At 70.1% G+C, this 21,203-nt stretch carries 19 protein-coding genes and 1 tRNA gene; 1 reads left to right on the top strand and 19 read right to left on the bottom strand.

The window, feature by feature from the left end; all coding sequences use genetic code 11:
* Positions 1-44 precede the first annotated feature (44 nt).
* From atpB to ACIBAD_RS11885, 17 genes are all read right to left on the bottom strand, one after another.
* A complete protein-coding gene (gene atpB, locus ACIBAD_RS11965; RefSeq protein WP_133896869.1) occupies positions 45-869 on the bottom strand; it encodes a F0F1 ATP synthase subunit A in 825 nt (274 codons plus the stop codon).
* A gap of 225 nt (positions 870-1,094) precedes the next feature.
* Positions 1,095-1,532 (bottom strand): hypothetical protein, encoded by a 438-nt coding sequence (locus ACIBAD_RS11960; protein WP_134071123.1) that lies wholly within the window; start codon positions 1,530-1,532, stop codon positions 1,095-1,097.
* Positions 1,533-1,831: 299 nt separating this feature from the next.
* On the bottom strand, positions 1,832-3,154 hold the full coding sequence (locus tag ACIBAD_RS11955) for an MraY family glycosyltransferase (RefSeq protein WP_182508552.1): 1,323 nt from the start codon (positions 3,152-3,154) through the stop codon (positions 1,832-1,834).
* A gap of 116 nt (positions 3,155-3,270) precedes the next feature.
* Positions 3,271-4,500 (bottom strand): serine hydroxymethyltransferase, encoded by a 1,230-nt coding sequence (gene glyA, locus ACIBAD_RS11950; protein ID WP_398906156.1) that lies wholly within the window; start codon positions 4,498-4,500, stop codon positions 3,271-3,273.
* A gap of 93 nt (positions 4,501-4,593) precedes the next feature.
* Complete coding sequence (locus ACIBAD_RS11945) at positions 4,594-5,283, bottom strand: protein-tyrosine-phosphatase (protein WP_166682043.1); 690 nt, start codon at positions 5,281-5,283, stop codon at positions 4,594-4,596.
* Positions 5,280-5,927, bottom strand: coding sequence for an L-threonylcarbamoyladenylate synthase (locus ACIBAD_RS11940; RefSeq protein WP_134071127.1), 648 nt, complete (start codon positions 5,925-5,927; stop codon positions 5,280-5,282). Before ACIBAD_RS11940 ends, ACIBAD_RS11945 begins: the two co-directional genes overlap by 4 nt.
* A 49-nt stretch (positions 5,928-5,976) precedes the next feature.
* Positions 5,977-6,822, bottom strand: a complete 846-nt coding sequence (prmC, locus tag ACIBAD_RS11935; protein WP_030153768.1) for a peptide chain release factor N(5)-glutamine methyltransferase — start codon at positions 6,820-6,822, stop codon at positions 5,977-5,979.
* Between the two features lie 98 nt (positions 6,823-6,920).
* Entirely contained in the window at positions 6,921-8,000 is a 1,080-nt protein-coding gene (gene prfA, locus ACIBAD_RS11930; protein WP_134071129.1) for a peptide chain release factor 1, read from the bottom strand.
* A gap of 110 nt (positions 8,001-8,110) precedes the next feature.
* Positions 8,111-8,329: a 50S ribosomal protein L31 gene (rpmE, locus tag ACIBAD_RS11925; protein ID WP_030153765.1), complete on the bottom strand. Its 219-nt coding sequence runs from the start codon at positions 8,327-8,329 to the stop codon at positions 8,111-8,113.
* Between the two features lie 190 nt (positions 8,330-8,519).
* Entirely contained in the window at positions 8,520-9,620 is a 1,101-nt protein-coding gene (locus ACIBAD_RS11920) for an LCP family protein (protein ID WP_134071131.1), read from the bottom strand.
* Between the two features lie 383 nt (positions 9,621-10,003).
* Entirely contained in the window at positions 10,004-12,097 is a 2,094-nt protein-coding gene (gene rho, locus ACIBAD_RS11915; protein WP_134071133.1) for a transcription termination factor Rho, read from the bottom strand.
* Positions 12,098-12,531: 434 nt separating this feature from the next.
* Positions 12,532-13,458: a homoserine kinase gene (thrB, locus tag ACIBAD_RS11910; RefSeq protein WP_030295292.1), complete on the bottom strand. Its 927-nt coding sequence runs from the start codon at positions 13,456-13,458 to the stop codon at positions 12,532-12,534.
* 321 nt (positions 13,459-13,779) lie between these two features.
* Positions 13,780-14,850, bottom strand: coding sequence for a threonine synthase (gene thrC / locus ACIBAD_RS11905; protein WP_134071135.1), 1,071 nt, complete (start codon positions 14,848-14,850; stop codon positions 13,780-13,782).
* Between the two features lie 6 nt (positions 14,851-14,856).
* Positions 14,857-16,161, bottom strand: coding sequence for a homoserine dehydrogenase (locus ACIBAD_RS11900; protein ID WP_208328979.1), 1,305 nt, complete (start codon positions 16,159-16,161; stop codon positions 14,857-14,859).
* A gap of 157 nt (positions 16,162-16,318) precedes the next feature.
* Positions 16,319-17,710 carry a diaminopimelate decarboxylase gene (gene lysA, locus ACIBAD_RS11895; RefSeq protein WP_398906149.1) on the bottom strand — a complete coding sequence of 464 codons (1,392 nt, stop codon included), beginning with the start codon at positions 17,708-17,710 and terminating at the stop codon, positions 16,319-16,321.
* Positions 17,711-17,729: 19 nt separating this feature from the next.
* The gene (nrtL, locus tag ACIBAD_RS11890; RefSeq protein ID WP_134071139.1) at positions 17,730-18,713 is read right to left on the bottom strand and encodes an ArgS-related anticodon-binding protein NrtL; all 984 of its coding nucleotides are present in this window, start codon (positions 18,711-18,713) and stop codon (positions 17,730-17,732) included.
* A 68-nt stretch (positions 18,714-18,781) separates the two neighbouring features.
* Positions 18,782-19,252 carry a response regulator gene (locus tag ACIBAD_RS11885; protein WP_398906147.1) on the bottom strand — a complete coding sequence of 157 codons (471 nt, stop codon included), beginning with the start codon at positions 19,250-19,252 and terminating at the stop codon, positions 18,782-18,784.
* Between the two features lie 105 nt (positions 19,253-19,357).
* Between ACIBAD_RS11885 and ACIBAD_RS11880 the strand changes: the two genes are divergently transcribed.
* Positions 19,358-19,429: transfer RNA gene (locus ACIBAD_RS11880), tRNA-Arg, on the top strand.
* A 219-nt stretch (positions 19,430-19,648) separates the two neighbouring features.
* Here the strand turns inward: ACIBAD_RS11880 and ACIBAD_RS11875 are convergent.
* On the bottom strand, positions 19,649-21,022 hold the full coding sequence (locus tag ACIBAD_RS11875; RefSeq protein WP_398906145.1) for a site-specific integrase: 1,374 nt from the start codon (positions 21,020-21,022) through the stop codon (positions 19,649-19,651).
* Positions 21,019-21,192 carry a helix-turn-helix transcriptional regulator gene (locus ACIBAD_RS11870; RefSeq protein WP_398906413.1) on the bottom strand — a complete coding sequence of 58 codons (174 nt, stop codon included), beginning with the start codon at positions 21,190-21,192 and terminating at the stop codon, positions 21,019-21,021. The genes ACIBAD_RS11875 and ACIBAD_RS11870 overlap by 4 nt, the downstream gene beginning before the upstream one ends.
* Positions 21,193-21,203: the final 11 nt, after the last annotated feature.

The following is a 21,203-nucleotide window of genomic DNA, read 5'->3' as shown; positions in this document are numbered from 1 at the left end:
GGGGTTGGCCACCGGACGACAGGGGGTTTGGGGGAGGGCCGGACTCAGTGGTGCTCGGCGAGCGCGCCCTGGATGAAGCTGCAGGCCAGCAGCACGAAGACGTAGGCCTGGACAGCCTGGATGAAGAGCTCGAAGGCCGTCATCACGATGACCATGATGAAAGAGACGCCCGCGTAGGCGATCCCGATCCCGTTCAGCAGGTACCAGCTGGCGATGGTGAACAGCAGCAGCAGGGTGTGACCGGCGAACATGTTCGCGAACAGTCGGACCGCGTGGGTGAACGGGCGCACCAGGACGTTCGAGAAGAACTCGATGACCATGACCAGGGGCAGGACGCCGCCGAGCGACTTGTCGTAGCCCGTCAGGTTCTTGAGTCCGCCGACGAAGCCGTGACGCTTGAACGTCACCGACATCCAGATGAAGTAGACGATCGCCGCGAGGGCCGCCGGGTACGCGATGATCGCGGTCACCGGGAACTGGGCCACGGGGACGATCGACCAGACGTTGAGGACCCAGACGAAGAAGAACAACGACACCATGAAGGGGACGTACTTCTCGCCCTCCTTCTTGCCCAGCGTCTCGTACACGATGCCGCGGCGCACGAAGTCGTAACCGGCCTCGGCGACCATCTGCAGCTTGCCCGGTACGACCTTCGGCTTCCGGAACGCGGCCCAGAAGAAGGCGACGATGATGACCGAGCCCAGGAGGGCCAGCAGCATCGGCTTGTTGAAGTAGGCACTGGTGGTGCCGGCTTCGCCCCACAGCGGCTCGAAGAGGAACGAGTGCAGGCCCGGGCCGGGGAAGCCACATCCGTCGAAGATGTGACAGTCGGTCTCGAAAGCGAGCACCTGCGTCAGGTCAGCACTCACCGCGGGCTCCTTCAGCGTGGCGCATAGGTACGGCAACCTCGTTGTGTCGGCGCGGCGCACAGCCGCTGTTCGGCACTGGACTGGTGTTACGGGTGTGGGGGCGGCGATCAGGCATCGAGCCTCGCGATGGGACAGGCGTCAGCTCAGATGCCCGCGCCCGCAATGCCGCAGTTGGAACCGGACGATAGCAGCATCTCGAACGAGCGCTTATCCCGGCCCTACCCCTCACGACTTCGGCCCCGAATTTTCGGGCTTGTCGCCCTTCGTCGAGTCCGGTTCGACGTACAGGATCTTGGCCTTCATGTGAGCACGCGTCTGAGCGCCGATCCACACCAGGGTGGTGGCGACGAGCGTGATCGCGAATGCACGGGGGTTGAACAGCGTCGTGTTCTTGAACACGGCGAGAAAGACGAAGAGCAGCAGGATCTGGGCCGTGTAGAGCATGAGGCCCATGGCCTGGAACAGGTGCGGCAGCGATTTCGCGGTGCGTTGCAGAACGACGAATCCGATGCCCATGAACAGCATCACCAGCAGCGTGGCAATGACGGCTCCGAGAGCCCCCTTGCCGCCTGCCGCCACCGCGCTGATGACGGCGGCGAGAGCGCCGGCGACAGCTGTGGGTACAGCGGCGTGCAGGAGGGATCGGACGTCATCTGACCGCATGGCGGGTTGCTCCGCGTGGTGGTGGGGGCACGGACTCGTACGGGACTCGTACTACGGGGACTCGTACGGGACGAGCGTAAGCCCGGTCCGAGATCGAACCTCGGGCCGATGGGCCGTCGCACTACGGTCCTTCGGCTCTGTCGCCGGGTTTAGTGAACGGTATCACAAACTATTTGATGAGAGCTTTACCCACGGAGTGTGCCGACTGTCACACATGAGAGCTAACCCGCCCGTGTGTGCGCGACAAGCCGTCGTTGTGTGTGGTAAAGGCGGTTGATGTCCGACATGTCCTGCGGGCGTCAGCGCGCCGACTCGGCCTTACGCCGGTCGGGGAAGCGCGAACGGGGGCCTACGGCGGTCGCTCCGTTGACGCCCGAGACGCCGACCCGGATCGGCCCGGCGGGCTCCGGCTCGCGGCCCGAGGCGTCGAGCGCGGCCGCCTCGGCGGCGCGCTCGCGGTGCCGGTAGCGCGGCGGGACCAGACCCTCGGCCCAGCGCGGGGCGCGCGGGGTGAAGCGCGGCAGGAGCAGCAGGACGAGGCCCAGCGCGCTCAGCCCGACGATGGCGAGGACGATCCACATCGACGCGGAGTGCACCGAATACGCCACCGCGCCGAACGCGATCAGACCTGACCAGAAGTACATGATCAGTACCGCGCGGCTGTGCGAATGCCCGAGCTCCAGCAGCCGGTGGTGCAGGTGTCCGCGGTCGGCCGCGAACGGCGACTGGCCCTTCCACGTACGCCGCACGATGGCCAGGACCAGGTCCGCCATCGGGATCGCGATGATCGTCAGCGGGAGCAGAAGCGGAATGAAGACCGGGAGCATCGCGTGCGTCGCGTTGCGCTCACCGCCGGCGAACAGGGCCATGGTGTCCGGGTCCACCTGCCCGGTGATCGAGATGGCGGCGGCGGCCAGCACCAGACCGATGAGCATCGATCCGGAATCGCCCATGAAGATCCGGGCCGGGTGCATGTTGTGCGGCAGGAAGCCCAGGCACATGCCCATCAGGATCGCCGCGAACAGGGTCGCGGGCGCGGCCGCCTCGATCCCGTACCCGAACCAGATCCGGTACGAGTAGAGGAAGAACGCGGCGGCGGCGATGCAGACCATGCCGGCGGCCAGGCCGTCGAGCCCGTCCACGAAGTTCACCGCGTTGATGGTGATCACGACGAGGGCCACGGTGAGCAGGTTGCCCTGCCACTGGGTCAGCGCGACCGTCCCGATGCCCGGGACCGGGATCCACAGCATGGTCAGGCCCTGCATGACCATCACACCGGCGGCGATCATCTGCGCGCCGAGCTTGATCAGGGCGTCGATCTCGAACTTGTCGTCGAGCACGCCGATCAGCCAGATCAGGGCGGCTCCGGAGAGCAGCGCCCGAGGCTCGTTCGACAGCTCGAAGACGCCGTTGAGGTTGCGCAGGTGGTCCGCGACCAGCAGCCCCGCGCACAGTCCGCCGAACATGGCGATGCCGCCGAGCCGCGGAGTGGGCTCGCGGTGCACGTCGCGGGCGCGGATCTCCGGCATCGCACCGGCCGCGATCGCGAACTTCCGCACGGGCCCGGTGAGCAGGTAGGTCACCGCGACCGTGACGCAAAGCGTCAGCAGATATTCACGCACGGGCTGCCCCAGATGTATCGCCGGCCATCTCAGCCCCACACATTAGCTGCGATGTACCCCTCACCGAGGACGCGAGGGGTCGCCGTCCCGGTTGCAGTACGCCCCGTTTGTACCGCTTACTCCCTGTACGGGGGAAATCCGCGCGTCAGCTCGGCCACTTCCGCGCGGGTGTTCGCGCCTGCCCCGCGCAGTGCCGCGGCAAACAGCGTGGCGATCCGGGCCATCTCGGGCTCCCGCATGCCCTGGGTGGTGACGGCCGCCGTGCCGAGCCGGATCCCGCGCTGGTCCCCGTACGGGAGGGCGCACGTGTCCAGCACGATCCCGGCGGCGGCGAGCCGGCCGCGCGCGGTCGGGCCGTCCAGGCCGAGCGGCGCCGGGTCGGCGGTGATCAGGTGGGTGTCGGTGCCGCCCGTCGTCACCGCGAACCCGTGGGCGGCGAGCTCGTCGGCCAGCACCCGCGCGTTGGCCACCACCCGGTGCGCGTACGTGGTGAACGCCGGGGCCGCGGCCTCGCCGAAGGCCACGGCCTTGGCCGCGATGGTGTGCATCTGGGCGCCGCCCTGGGTGAAGGGGAAGACCGCCCGGTCGATCCGCTCGGCGAACTCGGCCCCGCACAGGACCATCCCGCCGCGGGGGCCGCGCAGCACCTTGTGCGTCGTCGCGCAGACGATGTCGGCGTACGGGACGGGGCTGGGCGCCGCTCCCCCGGCGACGAGCCCGATCGGATGGGCGGCGTCCGCGATGAGGTAGGCCCCGACCTCGTCGGCGATCTCCCGGAACACGGAGTACTCGGGGTGGCGCGGGTAGGAGATCGAGCCGCACACGATGGCCTTGGGCCGGTGCGTGCGGGCGAGGTCCTGTACCTCCTCGTAGTCGATCAGGCCGGTCTCGGCGTCGACCCCGTACCCGACGAAGTCGAACCAGCGGCCGGAGAAGTTGGCGGGCGAACCGTGGGTGAGGTGGCCGCCGTACGGAAGCCCCATCGCGAGGACGGTGTCCCCGGGCCGCAGCAGCGCGGCGTACGCGGCCAGCACGGCGGCGGAACCGGAATGCGGCTGCACGTTGGCGTGCTCCACCCCGAACAGCGCCCGGGCCCGCTCGACGGCCAGCCCCTCGGCGAGGTCCGCGTACTCGCAGCCGCCGTGGTAGCGGTGGCCCGGGTAACCCTCGGCGTACTTGTTGGCGAGCGCCGAGCCGAGTGCCGCCAGTACGGCGGGCGAGGTGAAGTTCTCGGCGGCGCTCAGCTGCAGCGAGACGGCCTGCCGCTGCGCCTCCCCCGCGAGCACGTCGGCCATCTGCGGATCCTGCTGCCGCAGCAGGTCGGAAGGCGGGGTGATGACGCTCATGGCGCGACTCCCAGTGGCCGGTCCGGATACGCCCACTCTAGGTCGCCCCGACCTGATTCGCCCGCTTTCACCCCGCTGAAATGCGGACCAGCGTCAGCGAGAGGCCGTGACGCCCGTCAGGGCCGTGACCACGGGGTCCAGCGCCTGGTTGATCTCGTCGCCGATCGACCGGAAGAAGGTGATCGGCGCCCCGTACGGGTCGTACACCTCGTCCGCGTCCGGCGACGGAGCCAGCAGCCACCCCCGGAGCGCGGCAGCGGCGCGCACCAGCGCCCGGGCCCGCTCCGCGACACCGTCGTCCAGCGGCGGCAGCGTGGCCGGATCTATGGCCCGCACCAGCCGCGTGAACTCCTTCAGCGTGAACGTCCGCAGCCCCGCCGAATGCCCCATCGAGATGACCTGCGCCCGGTGGTCCCGGGTGGCGGTCAGCACCAGGTCCGCCCGTATGACGTGCTCGTCCAGCAGTTCCCGCCCGGTGAACCCGGACGCGTCGGCACCGAAGTCCGCGAGCACGGCCGCCGCGTTGGCCTCCATCGGGGCCCCCTCGTGGCCCCACGTCCCCGCGCTCTCCACGATCAGGTCTCCGGCCGGAATGCCTCCCAGCCGGTGCGCCAGCGCATGCCGGGTCAGCCGCTCGGTGATCGGCGAGCGGCACACGTTGCCGGTGCTGACGTGGAGGATGCGGAACGTGTCCCCGCCGGCGCCCGCCGGGTGGGGGTCCCCCCAGCCGTGGCTGCCGCCGGAGGTGCGCCCGCTTGCTATGCCACGCCCCTGAGGGCTCACGGAGCCACCTCAAGGTCGGGTACGACCTCCCGCAGCTGCTCGGCGGTCAGCGCCCCCTCGCGGAGCAGGACGGGAACCTTCCCGGTGACGTCGACGATCGACGACGGCAGCGTGCTCGGGGTCGGGCCGCCGTCCAGGTACACGGACACCGAGTCGCCGAGCATCTCGCGGGCCGCGTCGCAGTCCTCCGGCGCCGGGTGGCCGGTCAGGTTGGCCGAGGACACGGCCATCGGCCCGACCTCGGTGAGCAGCTCGATCGCGACGGGGTGCAGGGGCATGCGGACGGCCACGGTTCCGCCGGTCTCCCCCAAGTCCCAGGCCAGCGAGGGCTGGTGCTTGGCGACGAGGGTCAGGCCGCCCGGCCAGAAGGCGTCGACGAGCTCCCAGGCCTGCTCGGAGAAGTCCGTGACGAGGCCGTGCAGGGTGTTCGGGGAGCCGATGAGCACGGGGGTCGGCATGTTGCGGCCGCGCCCCTTGGCGGCGAGCAGGTCGCCGACCGCCTCCGCGCTGAAGGCGTCCGCGCCGATCCCGTAGAGGGTGTCGGTGGGCAGCACGACGAGCTCGCCGCGGCGCACGGCGGATGCGGCTTCACGCAGACCCGTCTTGCGGTCCGTCGCGTCGTTGCAGTCGTATCGCCGGGCCATCAGCGGGACTCCTCGTGCAGCAGGGGGGTGGAGGGGTGGGTCGCGCCCGTCACGGCATGGCCTTGCGGGCGGTGGCGAAGCGCGGGCGGTTGTTCAGGTCGGGGTGGTCGGCGGCATCGGCCCAGCCCCGCTCCTCGGCGAAGATCCACGGGACCTGGCCGCCCTGGGTGTCGGCGTGCTCGATGACGACGATGCCGCCGGGCCGCAGCAGCCGGTGCGCGGTGCGCTCGATGCCGCGGATGGTGTCGAGGCCGTCCTCGCCGGAGAACAGGGCCATCTCGGGGTCGTGGTCCCGGGCCTCGGGGGCGACGTACTCCCACTCGGTGAGCGGGATGTAAGGCGGGTTCGAGATCACCAGGTCGACCTGGCCGTCCAACTCGGGCAGGGCGCTCAGCGCGTCGCCCTGGTGGACGGTGACCCGGGAGCCCTCGGCGTTCTTGCGGGTCCACCGCAGGGCGTCCTCGGACAGCTCGACCGCGTGCACGCGCGAGCGCGGCACCTCCTGGGCCATGGCCAGCGCGATGGCGCCGGAGCCGGTGCACAGGTCCACGATCAGCGGCTCGACGACGTCCATCGCCCGGACGGCGTGTATGGCCCAGTCCACGACCGACTCGGTCTCGGGCCGGGGCACGAAGACCCCGGGCCCGACCTGGAGCTCCAGGTACCGGAAGAAGGCGCGGCCGGTGATGTGCTGGAGCGGCTCGCGCGCCTCTCGGCGGGCGACGGCCTCCCAGTAGCGGGCGTCGAAGTCCGCGTCCTTGACGTGGTGCAGTTCCCCCCGCTTGACGCCGTGCACGAAGGCCGCGAGCTCCTCCGCGTCGAAGCGCGGTGAGGGCACGCCGGCGGCGGCCAGCCGCTGGGTGGCCTGGGCCACCTCGGCAAGCAGCAAGTTCACGCTGGTCCTCCGGGCTGCTGTCGTACGGGGGTGGTGCGGGGCGTACACGCTGATGCGGGTCGAGCGGGGTGGTGCGGGGCGGTGCGGTCAGGCGCGGATCAGTGCGCGGACGCCAGCTTGGCGGCCGAGTCCGCGTCGACGCAGGCCTGGATCATCGGATCGAGGTCGCCGTCGAGCACCTGGTCCAAGTTGTACGCCTTGAAGCCCGTCCGGTGGTCCGAGATCCGGTTTTCCGGGAAGTTGTACGTACGGATCTTCTCGGAGCGGTCCACGGAGCGCACCTGGCTGCGGCGCACGTCGGAGGCCTCCTGCTCGGCGGCCTCCTGGGCCGCGGCCAGCAGGCGCGACCGGAGGATGCGCATCGCCTGCTCCTTGTTCTGGAGCTGGCTCTTCTCGTTCTGGCACGAGGCGACCACGCCGGTCGGGATGTGCGTGATGCGCACGGCCGAGTCGGTGGTGTTGACGGACTGGCCGCCGGGGCCCGACGAGCGGTACACGTCGATGCGGAGGTCGTTCGGGTTGATCTCGACCTCGACCTCCTCGGCCTCCGGGGTGACGAGCACGCCGGCGGCGGAGGTGTGGATGCGGCCCTGGGACTCGGTGGCCGGAACACGCTGGACGCGGTGCACGCCGCCCTCGTACTTCAGGCGCGCCCACACGCCCTGGCCGGGCTCGGTGGCGCCGTTGCCGCCCTTGGTGCGGACGGAGACCTGTACGTCCTTGTAGCCGCCGAGCTCGGATTCGGTGGCGTCGATGATCTCGGTCTTCCAGCCCACGCGCTCGGCGTAGCGCAGGTACATGCGCAGCAGGTCGCCGGCGAACAGGGCCGACTCGTCGCCGCCCGCGCCCGCCTTGACCTCAAGGAGCACGTCCTTGTCGTCGCTGGGGTCGCGCGGGACCAGCAGCAGCCGGAGCTTCTCGGTGAGCTCCTCGCGCTGCGCGGCCAGCTCCTTCACTTCGGCCGCGAAGTCCGGGTCGTCGGCCGCGAACTCCTTCGCCGTCTCGATGTCCTCGGCGCACTGCTTCCAGGCACGGAAGGTCGCGACGATCGGGGTCAGCTCCGCGTAGCGCTTGTTGAGCTTGCGCGCGTTGGCCTGATCCGAGTGGACCGAAGGGTCGGCGAGCTTCTTCTCAAGATCGGCGTGCTCGCCGATCAGTTCCTCGACCGCCTCGAACATCGGGGGCTCCTGAAGTGAAAAGTACGAAAAAGGGCTGCGGGACGACAAAGGCGCCGGTCCGGCTGCCCCCGTGTGGACAGGGTGCAGCCGGGTCCGGCGCCGGGGGCTCGCTACTTCGAGCCGGCAGCCTTGCCGAAGCGGGCCTCGAAGCGGGCGACGCGGCCACCGGTGTCGAGGATCTTCTGCTTGCCCGTGTAGAACGGGTGGCACTCGGAGCAGACCTCGGCACGGATGGTGCCCTCGGTCAGGGTGCTGCGGGTGGTGAACGACGCGCCACAGGTGCAGCTGACCTGGGTCTCGACGTACTCGGGGTGAACATCGCGCTTCAAGGTGTCTCCTAGATTCGGGAGGGCGCCGGGTCGCAGGAGCCGAATTGCGCACTGCGTGAACCGGGGCCGACAGACCAGTCTGCCAGGACCGGGCTGCCTGTCAAAATTCTGAGGACGCCTCCCTCAACGAGGGCGGTCCGTCATCTATTCCGCTCCCTTAGGGAAGGCGCCTGACCAGGCATTTTGTGGCCTATTGGACGATCTGCCCGGCGGTGCCCTTGTCGCCCATGGAGTTCGCCGTGGCCTCGGCGGGGACCGGCTGCTCTGCCAGCAGGGCGTCCCAGACCATCTTGGACTCCTTGGCCAGCGGGGCGACCCGGTCGGAGTCGCGGGGGTCCGGGCCCACGGGCAGAGTGATCATCTTCATGTCCTGGGCGTCGATGCCCTGGAGGCTCTGCGCGAAGCCCATCAGGGACTTCACGTCACCGAGCGACTTGTCGGTGGTCAGCGCCTTGGTGCCGGTGTCGGCGAGGTCGAGCAGCCGCTTGGGGTTGTCGAAGACGCCGATGCCCTTGACCTGCTTGATCAGGGCCTTCATGAACGCCTGCTGGAGCTGTATTCGGCCCAGGTCGGAGCCGTCGCCGACGGTCTTGCGGGTCCGTACGAGGCCGAGGGCCTGCTCCCCGTTCAGCTTGTTGGGGCCGGCCGGGAGGTCGAGGTGGCTCCCGTAGTCCTTGATCGGCTTGTTGGTGGTCACCTCGACGCCGCCGAGGTTGTCGATGATCTTCTTGAAGCCCGTGAAGTCGACCTCGATGTAGTGGTCCATGCGGATCCCCGACATCTTCTCGACGGTCTTGACCGCGCAGGCGGCCCCGCCGATGGTGAACGACTCGTTGAACTGGGAGCGCGAGCTGCCGCGGTCGGTCTTGCCGTTGCCCAGCGTGCAGGGCGGCCGGTTGACCATGGTGTCGCGGGGTATCGAGACGACGGTCGCCTTCTTGTGGCCGTCGTACAGGTGGACGATCATCGCCGTGTCGGAGCGGGCCGAGCCGCCGTCGTCCCGCCCGTACTCGGCATTGGCGCCGCCGCGGGAGTCGGAGCCGAGGACGAGGATGTCCATGGAGCCGTTGTCCACGTTCTGCGGGCGGTCGGTGCCGAGCGCCTGGTCGATGTCGACCGTCTTGAGGTTCCCGTTCAGGTGGAAGTAGAACCAGCCGAGACCGGCCCCGCCCAGCAGGACCACGCCTGCGGCGCTCCACGCGGCGACGACCAGGGCCCTGCGGCGCTTCGGCGGTTTCCGTCGGCGCCGGCCCGCGGCACGCCCGCCGCCGCCCCTGCTGTCCTCGCTCATGCTCTCCTCGGTCCTGAGTACGTTCCCGGCCGGCTGCCCGGCTCGGTGGCCTCCCGCACTGCCCTCTGACACAGACGGACGAATGTGCTCCAGGGTTCCACGGCCGGAAGGCCGCCCTTACGGGGGCCCTGCGGCGGCCGGGGTGGGACGGGCGGCCCGTGCCCCGCCGGACGCACCGCGCCCACCTGCGGTTTCCCAGGGGGACGCAGCGCGCGGCCGGAAGGTTCACGAAAACGGCGAGTGTGGCGAAGCTCGCACCTGCCGATACGTGCGGAAAAGGCGGGCGGAGTGCGGAGAACGCGCAGCGGAAAACGCGGACCGCCCCCGCCGCGGCTGCGGTGGGGGCGGTGCGGTGATGCGGTGTACGGCGACGGATCCGCGGATCAGTCGTCGTTCTTGCCGGACGGGGTCGTCTTGGCGATCTGCATCAGGAACTCGGCGTTCGACTTCGTCTGCTTCATCTTGTCGAGCAGCAGCTCGATGGCCTGCTGCGAGTCGAGCGCGTGCAGCACCCGGCGCAGCTTCCAGACGATGGCGAGCTCCTCGCTGTTGAGGAGGATCTCCTCCTTGCGGGTGCCCGACGGGTCGACGTCGACGGCCGGGAAGATGCGCTTGTCGGCGAGCTTCCGGTCGAGCTTGAGCTCCATGTTGCCGGTGCCCTTGAACTCCTCGAAGATCACCTCGTCCATGCGCGAGCCGGTGTCGACCAGCGCGGTGGCCAGGATGGTCAGCGAGCCGCCGTCCTCGATGTTGCGCGCGGCACCGAAGAAGCGCTTCGGCGGGTACAGCGCGGTCGAGTCGACACCACCGGACAGGATGCGGCCGGAGGCGGGCGCCGCGAGGTTGTACGCGCGGCCCAGACGGGTGATGGAGTCCAGCAGGACGACCACGTCGTGACCCAGCTCGACGAGGCGCTTGGCGCGCTCGATGGCCAGCTCGGCGACGGTGGTGTGGTCCTCGGCGGGGCGGTCGAAGGTCGAGGAGATGACCTCGCCCTTGACCGACCGCTGCATGTCGGTGACCTCTTCCGGACGCTCGTCGACCAGGACGACCATCAGGTGGCACTCGGGGTTGTTCGTGGTGATCGCGTTGGCGATCGCCTGCATGATCATGGTCTTGCCGGTCTTCGGCGGGGCCACGATCAGACCGCGCTGGCCCTTGCCGATCGGCGACACGAGGTCGATGATGCGGGTGGTCAGCACGCCCGGGTCGGTCTCCAGACGGAGACGGTCCTGCGGGTACAGGGGCGTCAGCTTCTGGAACTCCGGTCGGCCGCGGCCGGATTCGGGCGCCATGCCGTTCACCGAGTCCAGACGCACGAGGGCGTTGAACTTCTCGCGGCGCTCGCCGTCCTTGGGCTGGCGCACGGCCCCGGTGGTGTGGTCGCCCTTGCGCAGGCCGGCCTTGCGGACCTGGGCGAGGGAGACGTACACGTCGTTGGGGCCCGGCAGGTAGCCCGAGGTCCGGATGAACGCGTAGTTGTCGAGGATGTCCAGGATGCCCGCGACGGGGATCAGGACGTCGTCGTCGGCGACCTGCGGCTCGTTCGGCGCGAACTCGTCGCGGCCGCGACGGCCACGGCGGTCGCGGTAGCGGCCGCGACGGCCGCGACGGCCGCCCTCGTCGTCGAAGTCGTCCTGCGGGCCGTTGTCCTGGGGGCCCTGGCGGTCCTGACGGCCCTGCTGCTGGCGGTCCTGGCGGCCGCCCTGCTGCTGGCGGTCCTGGCGGTCGGCACGGCCGCCGCCCTGACCACCCTGGCCGCCGCCCTGACCCTGGCCGGCCTGGCCCTGGCCCTGGGCGCCCTGGCCCTGGTCGTCGGCCTTGGCACCGCGGTCGCGGCGGTCGCGGCGGCCGCCCTCGCGCTCGGTGCGGTCACCGCGGTCGCGGCGGTCGCGCCGGCCGCGGCCCTCGCCCTCCTGGGCGGGCGCGCCGACGGCGGTGGCGGCCTCGGCCTTGACCTCGGCCGGAGCGGTCACGGTGGTGGTGGCGGTCTCGGTCTTCGCCTCGACCTGCACGGCCGCGGGGGCCGCGGTCTCCGGGCTGCCGGAGGGGGCCGTGGCCCGACGGCGGCGGCGCTCGCCGGCCGGGGCGTCGTCGGAGGCCGGCTGGCCCGGGATCTCGATCTGCGCCTGCGCGGCAGGCTTCTCGGCGGGCGCCGTGGCGGCGGCCTCACCCGTACGGGCCTTGCTGGTGGCGCGGCGCTTCGGCTTGGCCTCGGCGGCGTCGGCGGCGGGAGCCGCGGCCTTGGGGGCACTGGTGCCCGCCTGCGCCTCCTTGATGACCTCGATCAGCTGGCTCTTGCGCATCCGCGCGGTGCCCCTGATGCCGAGGCCCGACGCGACCTGCTGGAGCTCGGCCAGGACCATGCCCTCAAGGCCGGTGCCGGAGCGGCGACGCTTGGGGGCGGTGCCCGCGGCGGGGGCACTGGTGTCGACAGTGGTGTCGGCAGCGCCCATCAGATCGGTGGTGTCGCTCACGAAGGGTCCTTCCCTGGAGCGGACGTCGGCCTGTCTGGCTCGGCGACCGGTTGTGCTGTCCGACAACGGACCATGATCTGTTGGCTCATGGACCGCGGCCGGGGCGGTGGTCCGCCGAAAGAGGAACGGCGGAGAGAAACGTGCATGGGTGGTTCCGGCGAGAAGCCCCCGAGCTGGAAGCGTGGGAATGTCACGCCGATTCCGGAGCGTGCTCGAAACTGCTGGAAGCGATCAAAGCAGTCGGGGAGGCTCCCGGAAGAAAGGTGGTCCCGGATGGGGACACTGAGCACCGAGCCATGGCGGCTTCGGCTGCGCACTTGAGACTAACACTACCGGATCCAACAGATATTCCCCCTCTCAATCACCGGCAATCGCGCCTACAGCGCGGGCGGCCTGCCCTGGCCGCCCGCCCCTGGCGGGTATGCCCCTACGGCCTAGCCGCCCTGGGTTCCCAGCGGCAGGACGCTCGCGCCCGCGGCGTCGAGGGCGAGCCGGTTCGCCGCCCACCCCTCGCCCGCGAGCTGCGCGACCTTGTCGGCCGCGCCGTTGTCGACCAGCGCGAGGACCGTGGGGCCCGCGCCGGAGATGACCGCGGGGATGCCGTCCGCCCGCAGCCGGTTGACGAGTGCCACGCTCTCGGGCATCGCCGGGGACCGGTACTCCTGGTGGAGCCGGTCTTCGGTGGCCGGCAGCAGCAACTCGGGACGCCTGGTCAGGGCTTCGACGAGCAGGGCCGCTCGACCCGCGTTGACGGCCGCGTCCACGTGGGGGACGTTGCGCGGCAGCAGGCCGCGCGCGGTCTCCGTCAGGACCGGCTTGGAGGGGACGAAGACCACCGGAACGATGGAATCGGCGGGCTCCATACGGATCGCCTTGGCGCTGCCGCCGTCCATCCAGGCGAGGGTGAATCCACCGAGGAGACAGGCGGCGACGTTGTCGGGGTGGCCCTCGATCTCCGTGGCCAGTTCGAGCAGGGCCGCATCGTCCAGCTTGGCCTCTCCGCCTATGGTCACGGCGCGGGCGGCGACGATGCCGGCGCAGATGGCGGCGGAGGAGGATCCGAGGCCGCGGCCGTGCGGGATGCGGTTGGCGCAGACGACCTCAAGGCCGCGCGGCTGCCCGCCCAGCAGGTCGAAGGCGGTGCGCATGGAGCGTACGAGCAGGTGGCTCTCGTCCCGCGGGAGGGTGTCGGCGCCCTCGCCCGCGATGTCGATGTTCAGGCCGGAGTCGGCCACCCGGACGACGACGTCGTCGTAGAGCCCCAGGGCCAGGCCGAGGGCGTCGAAGCCCGGGCCGAGGTTGGCACTGCTGGCGGGAACGCGCACCCGTACGGCGGCGGCGCGGAACGCTGGACCGGCCATCGTCCGATGACACTCCTTGTGACTGTGCGAGACGAGATCTTCGCTGGCTCGCTGCGAATGTACTGGAGAACGTACGACACCCGAAGGCCCTCTGGGCAGCACCACGGTCATATGCGCGGTGGCGGATGTAAGTACAGCGTATCCAAGGAAGGTTCTCTCGCGACATAGGGCGCACAGGAGGCGCACGATGCGTGTCGGTGTCTTCCGGTGGATTCCGCCGAATGCCGTTGTCTTTTGTGCCGTACGGCCTGAGTTGCCGGATTCCGGAAGCCCGTCGGAGGCATTCCGGAATCCGGCAACCGGGGTACCGCGGTACCGCGGTCAGACCAGGCCGAGGCGGACGGCCGCGGCTTCGGCGTCCACCGGGACGGTGACCGGCTGCGGAGCGCCGGCCACGGCCCAGTCGGGGTCCTTGAGGCCGTTTCCGGTCACGGTGCACACGATCGTCTGGCCGGGGTCGACCAGGCCCAGCTCGGCGGCCTTGAGCAGGCCGGCCACCGAAGCCGCCGAGGCGGGCTCGACGAAGACGCCCTCCTGCGCGGCCAACAGGCGGTAGGCGGCCAGGATCTGGCGGTCCGTCACCTCGTCGATGAAGCCGCCCGACTCGTCGCGCGCGGCAAGCGCGTAGTCCCAGGAGGCCGGGTTGCCGATGCGGATCGCGGTGGCGATGGTGTGCGGCTCCTTGACGACCTCGCCGCGCACGATGGGCGCGGAGCCCGAGGCCTGGAAACCCCACACGCGGGGCGTACGGGAGGCCAGGCCGTCGGCCCTGTACTCCTTGAAGCCCTTCCAGTACGCGGTGATGTTGCCGGCGTTGCCGACGGGCAGCACGTGGATGTCGGGGGCGTCGCCGAGCGCGTCGACGATCTCGAACGCGGCCGTCTTCTGGCCCTCGATGCGCACCGGGTTCACGGAATTGACCAGCGCGACCGGGTAGTTGTCGGACAGCGCGCGGGCCAGGTCCAGGCAGTCGTCGAAGTTGCCGTCCACCTGGAGGATCTTGGCGCCGTGCACGAGCGCCTGGCCCATCTTGCCGAGTGCGATCTTGCCGCGGGGCACGAGGACGGCCGAGACCATCCCGGCGCGCACCGCGTACGCGGCGGCGGAGGCCGAGGTGTTGCCCGTGGAGGCGCAGATGACGGCCTTGGCGCCGTCCTCCTTGGCCTTGGTGATCGCCATGGTCATACCGCGGTCCTTGAAGGACCCGGTCGGGTTCGCGCCCTCGACCTTGAGGTGTACCTCGCAGCCGGTGCGCTCGGAGAGCACCTGCGCGGGGACGAGGGGAGTGCCGCCCTCGCGGAGCGTGACCACGGGAGTCGCGTCCGTCACCGGCAGGCGGTCCCGGTACTCCTCGATGATGCCGCGCCACTGGTGGGTGCGATTGCTGCTCATGGGTCCTTACTCCCCTTCAACACGCATGATGCTGGCGACACCGCGCACGGTGTCCAGCTTCCGCAGTGCCTCGACGGTCCCGGAGAGGGCGGCGTCGGGCGCGCGGTGGGTGACGACGACGAGGGAGGCCTCATTGCCGACCCCGTCCGGTCGTCCTTGCTGTCGTACGGTATCGATGGAGACACCGTGCTCCGCGAACGTGGTCGCCACCTGGGCGAGGACGCCCGGCTTGTCGGCCACATCGAGGCTGATGTGGTACCGCGTGACGACGTCGCCCATGGGGCTGACCGGCAGCTGGGTGTACGCCGACTCACCGGGCCCCGTTGCCTCGGCGAGCTTGTTGCGGCAGACGGCGACGAGGTCGCCCAGGACCGCCGACGCGGTCGGCGAACCGCCCGCGCCGGGCCCGTAGAACATGAGCCGCCCGGCGGCCTCCGCCTCGACGAAGACGGCGTTGTACGCCTCGCGGACGGAGGCGAGCGGGTGGGTCAGCGGGATCATCGCCGGGTGCACGCGGGCGGTGACGGACTCGCCGTCGGCGGCGCGCTCCAGGATCGCGAGGAGCTTGATGGTGCAGCCCATGCGCTTGGCGGAGGCGAAGTCCGCGGCGCTGACCTCGGTCATGCCCTCGCGGTAGACGTCGTCGAGGCGGACCCGGGTGTGGAAGGCGATGCCGGCCAGGATCGCGGCCTTGGCGGCGGCGTCGTAGCCCTCGACGTCGGCGGTGGGGTCGGCCTCGGCGTACCCGAGGGCGGTGGCCTCGTCGAGCGCCTCCTGGTACCCGGCGCCGGTGGAGTCCATCTTGTCGAGGATGAAGTTCGTCGTGCCGTTGACGATGCCCATCACCCGGTTGATCTTGTCGCCGGCGAGGGACTCGCGCATGGGGCGGACCAGCGGGATGGCGCCGGCGACGGCGGCCTCGTAGTACAGGTCCAGCCCGTGCTGCTCGGCCGCGGCGTGCAGGGCGGCACCGTCCTGGGCGAGCAGCGCCTTGTTCGCCGAGACTACGGAGATGCCCTGCTCGAAGGCGGTGGTGATGAGGGTGCGGGCGGGCTCGATGCCGCCGATGACCTCGATCGCGATGTCGATGTCGCCGCGTTTGAGGAGGGCGGTCGCATCGGTGGTGATCAGGGCGGGGTCGATGCCCTCGCGCACCTTGGAAGGACGGCGCACGGCCACGCCGGCGAGCTCGACGGGCGCACCGATGCGGGCCGTGAGGTCGTCGGCGTGCGTCGTCATGATGCGCGCCACCTCTGAGCCGACCACTCCACAGCCCAGCAGCGCCACCTTCAGCGGACGCGTACGCATCATTCGACCTACGCCTTTCGATCTTCCATCACACCCGGCGTGCGGTATTGCCCGCCGGGTCTCAACCAGTCTCACTCAATGGACAGCACTTTCCACCTTCGGTCCATTGAGTGAGACACCTATTTTGGGGGTCTGGGGGCTTCTCCCGGAAACAACCGGATCATCCGAGGTCGAGACGCAGGAGATCTTCCTCCGTCTCGCGCCGGACGATCACCCGGGCCTGTCCGTCCCGTACGGCGACGACGGGCGGGCGGAGCGCGTGGTTGTAGTTGCTGGCCATGGAGCGGCAGTACGCCCCGGTGGCGGGTACGGCGAGGAGGTCCCCGGGGGCCAGGTCGGCCGGCAGGAAGGCGTCCTTCACGACGATGTCACCGCTCTCGCAGTGCTTGCCGACGACGCGGACGAGCATGGGCTCGGCGTCGGAGACGCGGGAGACGAGGGTGACGGCGTATTCGGCGTCGTAGAGGGCGGTGCGGATGTTGTCGGACATGCCGCCGTCGACGGAGACGTACGTGCGCAGCCCTTCGAGCGGCTTGATCGTGCCGACCTCGTAGAGGGTGAAGGCGGTGGGTCCGACGATGGCGCGGCCCGGTTCGACGGAGATCCGCGGGGCGCGCAGACCGGCCGACTCGCATTCGCGGGCGACGATCTCGTGCAGGGCCTTGGCGATCTCGTGCGGCTCGCGCGGGTCGTCGGAGGAGGTGTACGCGATGCCGAGGCCGCCGCCGAGGTCGATCTCGGGCAGCTCGACGCCGTGCTCGTCCCGTACGGCGGCCAGCAGCCGGACCACGCGCTTGGCGGAGACCTCGAAGCCGGCCATGTCGAAGATCTGCGAGCCGATGTGGGAGTGGACGCCCAGCAGGTCGAGGCTGTCGTGCCCGAGGGCGCGCCGTACGGCCTCGGCGGCGGAGCCGTCGGCGACGGCGATGCCGAACTTCTGGTCCTCGTGCGCGGTGGCGATGAACTCGTGCGTGTGGGCTTCGACGCCGACGGTCACGCGGATCTGGACGGGCTGGCGCACGCCCAGCTCACGGGCGATGTGGGCGACGCGGGCGATCTCCTGGAAGGAGTCGAGCACGATCCGGCCGACGCCGGCGGTGACGGCCCGGGTGATCTCGGCCACGGACTTGTTGTTGCCGTGGAAGGCGATCCGCTCGGCGGGCATCCCGGCGGCGAGGGCGGTGGCCAGTTCGCCGCCGGAGCAGACGTCGAGGTTGAGCCCTTCCTCCTTGAGCCACTTCACGACGGCCTTGGAGAGGAAGGCCTTGCCCGCGTAGAACACGTCGGCGTCCGACCCGAAGGCGTGCGCCCAGGCCCGGCAGCGGGCCCGGAAGTCCTCTTCGTCGAGGAAGTAGGCGGGCGTCCCGAACTCCTCGGCGAGCGCGGTGACGGGCACGCCCCCCACGGTCACCACTCCGTCGCCGTCCCGCCGTACTGTCCGCGCCCAGACCTTCTCGTCGAGCGCGTTGAGGTCGGCGGGCGGCGGGGAGTAGTGCCCCTCGGGCAGGACGTCGGCGTGGCGGGGCCCGGCGGGGTGCGCGGAACGGCTCATCGGTATCTCTCTTCGCAGATCACAGGCAGTCAGGTGCGTCTATGCCGAGAAGGGCCAGGCCGCCGGCCAGCACCGTCCCGGCGGCTTCGGCAAGGGCCAGCCGGGCGCGGTGGGCGGCCGAGGGTTTCTCGTCCCCCTTGGGCAGGACGCAGTACTGGAAGTCGAGCAGCTCGTCGGCGGCGCGGACGAGGAACCGGACGAGCTGCTCCGGCGCCCGCCGGTGCGCGGCGGCGTCCAGGGCGAGGGGGTACTCGGCGAGGAGGGCGCCGAGCGCCCCTCCTTCCGGCACGCCGCCGGCCTCGCTGGCGAAGCCGAGGTGGGCGGCGTTGGCCGTGAGCGCCCGAGTCCGCGCGTACCCGTACCGCACCCGGAAGAGGTCGTTGGACTCGTCCTGCACGAGCAGCCGGGGGGAGAACGCGGCACTCTCGTGCGGCGCGACGGAGAGCATGGCCCATGCCGCGGCGTCCTCTCCGTACAGGGCGACGACGTCGCCGTCGCGCCGGGCGACGGGGGCGACGCGCAGGGCGTTCGTCGGGGCCAGCCCCCGACTGAGCCCGATGCGGCGCACGGCCTCACCGACGACACGAGCCCGGAGCTCGCGCTCGCTCCCGCGCTCGTTCTCACGCTCGCTCTCGCGCTCGTTCTCGCTCTCGCCGGAGAACCCGTACCGAAGACCCCGCGCCCGTACGTCACGCACGAGTCCCCCGACGGAGACCCGCTCCATCACGAAGTTGAGGAACCCGGGGCCGGTGACCTCGACGCGCTCGATGCCGGCCACCCCGCCCAACCGCCGGGCGAGCACGTCGGCGACGAGACGAGGAGAACGGCCCGCGGTCTTGGCGACGTGAAAGGCGACGGGGGTGGCGTAGTCGCCCACCCCCCCGGGCCGGGACCGCTCGACGACGACCCGCTCGGGCACACGCGCCTCGGCGGGCAGCTCCCCGTCCTCGACGGCGCAGCGCACGGCGCGTGCGACGGTGCTGGAGAGGTCGGCGGGGGTCACGGCACCAGCCTAGGGGAGAAGCCCTCCCATCCCGCGAACGGTTTCGCCATGTGAACAGGCGACCGGCGCTACCCTCGGCCGCGCCCGGCCGGAGCACCCTTCCGCTCGCGCCGGTCCTTGCGCTCGGCGAGCCGGCGTACGACCCGTACGAGCTCGGCGGGCTCGAAGGGCTTGGCGAGGAACGCGTCCACCCCGGCCTCGATCCCGGCCTCGACCTCGTACTGCGTACAGGCGCTCACGATGGCGAGGGGCAGGTCCCGCGTCCGCGGATCGGCACGCAGCTGCGCGGCGGTCGCGAACCCGTCCAGCCGGGGCATGACCACATCAAGGGTGATCACGTCGGGACACACGCGATGCACGACGTCCAGGCACTCGGCACCATCGTTCGCGGTCACGACCTCGAAGCCCTCCAGTTCGAGATTGACCTTGATCAGCTGCCGGATGACCTTGTTGTCGTCGACAACAAGCACCCGGCCCGAGGCGCCTGGCACAACCCGAGAGTAGGTCCGCCTAAGCCCCCGCGTCCGGGTTTTTGCCACTTCCACCCCCTCCGAGCGACCCGCGCCCCCCGGGCCCGTAATCGGTTCCTGATCACCCCGCGGAAGCTGGTAGTGTTCAACCCGTCGCCGCAAAGCGAACGACACGCCCCCGTAGCTCAGGGGATAGAGCAACGGCCTCCGGAGCCGTGTGCGCAGGTTCGAATCCTGCCGGGGGCACTTCGCAGGAAGTGCCCAAAGACCCCGCCATCAGCGGTAACGCTGAAGCCGGGGTCTTCGCGTATGTGCAGCCAACTGCCGCCGTACGCAGCCCCATGTCAGGACCTGTGGACTATTCGTGGACAGAATCTTGACCCATCGGCGCAGGTCAGCCCGGGAAACGCCGAAGACCCCCGGACAGGTCCAGGGGCCTCGCAACGTATCGCCAGTCACTCACGATCACTCGTACTCACGCAGCAGATCTTCGATCCGACGGTTGGCCACCTCCTGCCGCCCGTCGAGGCATTTCGCGTACCGACTCAGCAGCACCTCCACGCTGTTGCCGGCCCGCTCGGCGACCTCGGTCGGATCGACCCCGGCATTGAGCCACGTGGAGAGCGCCGAGTGCCTTAGGTCGTACGGCCGCTGAGCCAGCGGCGAGGCAGCCACGGTCGGCGGCAGCGCCAGCACCCTGGCTTCCTGCCAAGCCCGGTAGTACGTGGACGAGGAGACCACTCCCCCACCCTCACTGAAGAAGAGCCGCCCGTCCTGGGCGGTCCCGAAGGTGTCGAGATGCTCGCGGAGGATGGTCACGAGCTGCGGAGGAATCGGCACCCGCCGCACGTCTTCAGTGGGCCGGTTCTTCAGCCCGCGGTCGTCATGGCTCTCCCCCGAGTCGGTCCACCGCTTGCCGGCGCTCGGCCGCGTCCGGTGCAGCAAAGCCGTCCCCCATCCGGAATCCGGAAGAGTCAAATCTGCCTCAGCCAGCCCCACGACTTCAGCCGGCCGAAAGCCCCCGAAGTACATCCCCGCGAAGAGCCCCACCAGCCGCCGCCCACGCGCCCGCCTGTAGCCACCGACGTACGAGACCGCGTGCAGGAGCGAGCGGGCTTGCTCCGGGTTGGCCACCACTCGGGGATCGACCTCATTCGACACTTTGGGCTTCTGCCAGCGGACGGCCGAGAGTGGGTTCTCTCGGAATTCCCCAAGATCCACGGCGTAGTGCAGGGCATTGACCAAGGTGCGCCGCTTCCGCTGTACGGTCTCGGCAGCAGCCGCGGTTCCGTCCAATTTGATCTTCAGTGAATCGAGGACCGCCCGCCCCAGCGCCGGATCAGCAAGGTCCGACAACGGCCGAGAGGCCTTCGCAACCCAATGCAGGACATTTCCGATCTCTGGGGGAAGTTCCCTACTGTCCGGGCCGGGCAGGACAAACGCCCAGTTCCGAAGCGCTTTCCGTAGCTCGGCATCAGTGGGGCGGCCAGGTCGATCGTCCAGCAGCGCCAACGTGACCGAGGCCAAGGATTCGTTGATCCCATCACGCGTGTTGGGCGCCGCATGAGGCCATTTCATGGCGAGGTACTTCAGGGCGAACGCGTACCAGCTCAGGGTCGCTTTCTGTTCGGCCATCGAGCCGGGAAGACCCGACGCCGTATCGAACTCCTCCCCATCACGCGCCGCCCGCATGAGCTTGGAGCGGAAGTTGTCAGCAAGCCCTTTCGTCCGGAAGGACTCAGAGAAGACCTGCCCAGCCACGGACCAGCGGACGTCATAGGAAGGCCGCTTCGTATCCCGCTTTCGGACGCTCCAGATCTTGACGTCGAGCGACTTCACGCGGCAGTGCCCTCCCGACTCCTCAGCCAGGCATGAAGGTCGCTCCGCCACACCCGCAGCTCCCCGTTCGGCAGCGTGAAGGCCTTGGGGGCCTTGCCGAGTTCACGCCACCTGTAGAAGGTGCGTCGCGAGATCCCCTTCAGCTCGGAAAGGATCTCCGCCGTGGTCATCAGCTCGTCTT

It is taken from the genome of Streptomyces sp. NPDC051109, from assembly GCF_044455885.1.
Taxonomy (GTDB): Bacteria; Actinomycetota; Actinomycetes; order Streptomycetales; family Streptomycetaceae; genus Streptomyces.
This window is presented reverse-complemented; position numbering and strand designations above follow the sequence as displayed.

Excerpts from the sequence above, each read along its gene's own strand:
- ACIBAD_RS11870 (WP_398906413.1), bottom strand. The coding sequence starts at position 21,192 with ATGACCACGGCGGAGATCCTTTCCGAGCTGAAGGGGATCTCGCGACGC.
- prfA (WP_134071129.1), bottom strand. The coding sequence starts at position 8,000 with ATGTTCGAGGCGGTCGAGGAACTGATCGGCGAGCACGCCGATCTTGAG.
- ACIBAD_RS11960 (WP_134071123.1), bottom strand. The coding sequence starts at position 1,532 with ATGCGGTCAGATGACGTCCGATCCCTCCTGCACGCCGCTGTACCCACA.
- thrC (WP_134071135.1), bottom strand. The coding sequence starts at position 14,850 with ATGAGCAGCAATCGCACCCACCAGTGGCGCGGCATCATCGAGGAGTAC.
- thrB (WP_030295292.1), bottom strand. The coding sequence starts at position 13,458 with ATGGCCGGTCCAGCGTTCCGCGCCGCCGCCGTACGGGTGCGCGTTCCC.
- ACIBAD_RS11900 (WP_208328979.1), bottom strand. The coding sequence starts at position 16,161 with ATGATGCGTACGCGTCCGCTGAAGGTGGCGCTGCTGGGCTGTGGAGTG.
- ACIBAD_RS11920 (WP_134071131.1), bottom strand. The coding sequence starts at position 9,620 with ATGAGCGAGGACAGCAGGGGCGGCGGCGGGCGTGCCGCGGGCCGGCGC.
- ACIBAD_RS11940 (WP_134071127.1), bottom strand. The coding sequence starts at position 5,927 with ATGGCCCGGCGATACGACTGCAACGACGCGACGGACCGCAAGACGGGT.
- lysA (WP_398906149.1), bottom strand. The coding sequence starts at position 17,710 with ATGAGCCGTTCCGCGCACCCCGCCGGGCCCCGCCACGCCGACGTCCTG.
- glyA (WP_398906156.1), bottom strand. The coding sequence starts at position 4,500 with ATGAGCGTCATCACCCCGCCTTCCGACCTGCTGCGGCAGCAGGATCCG.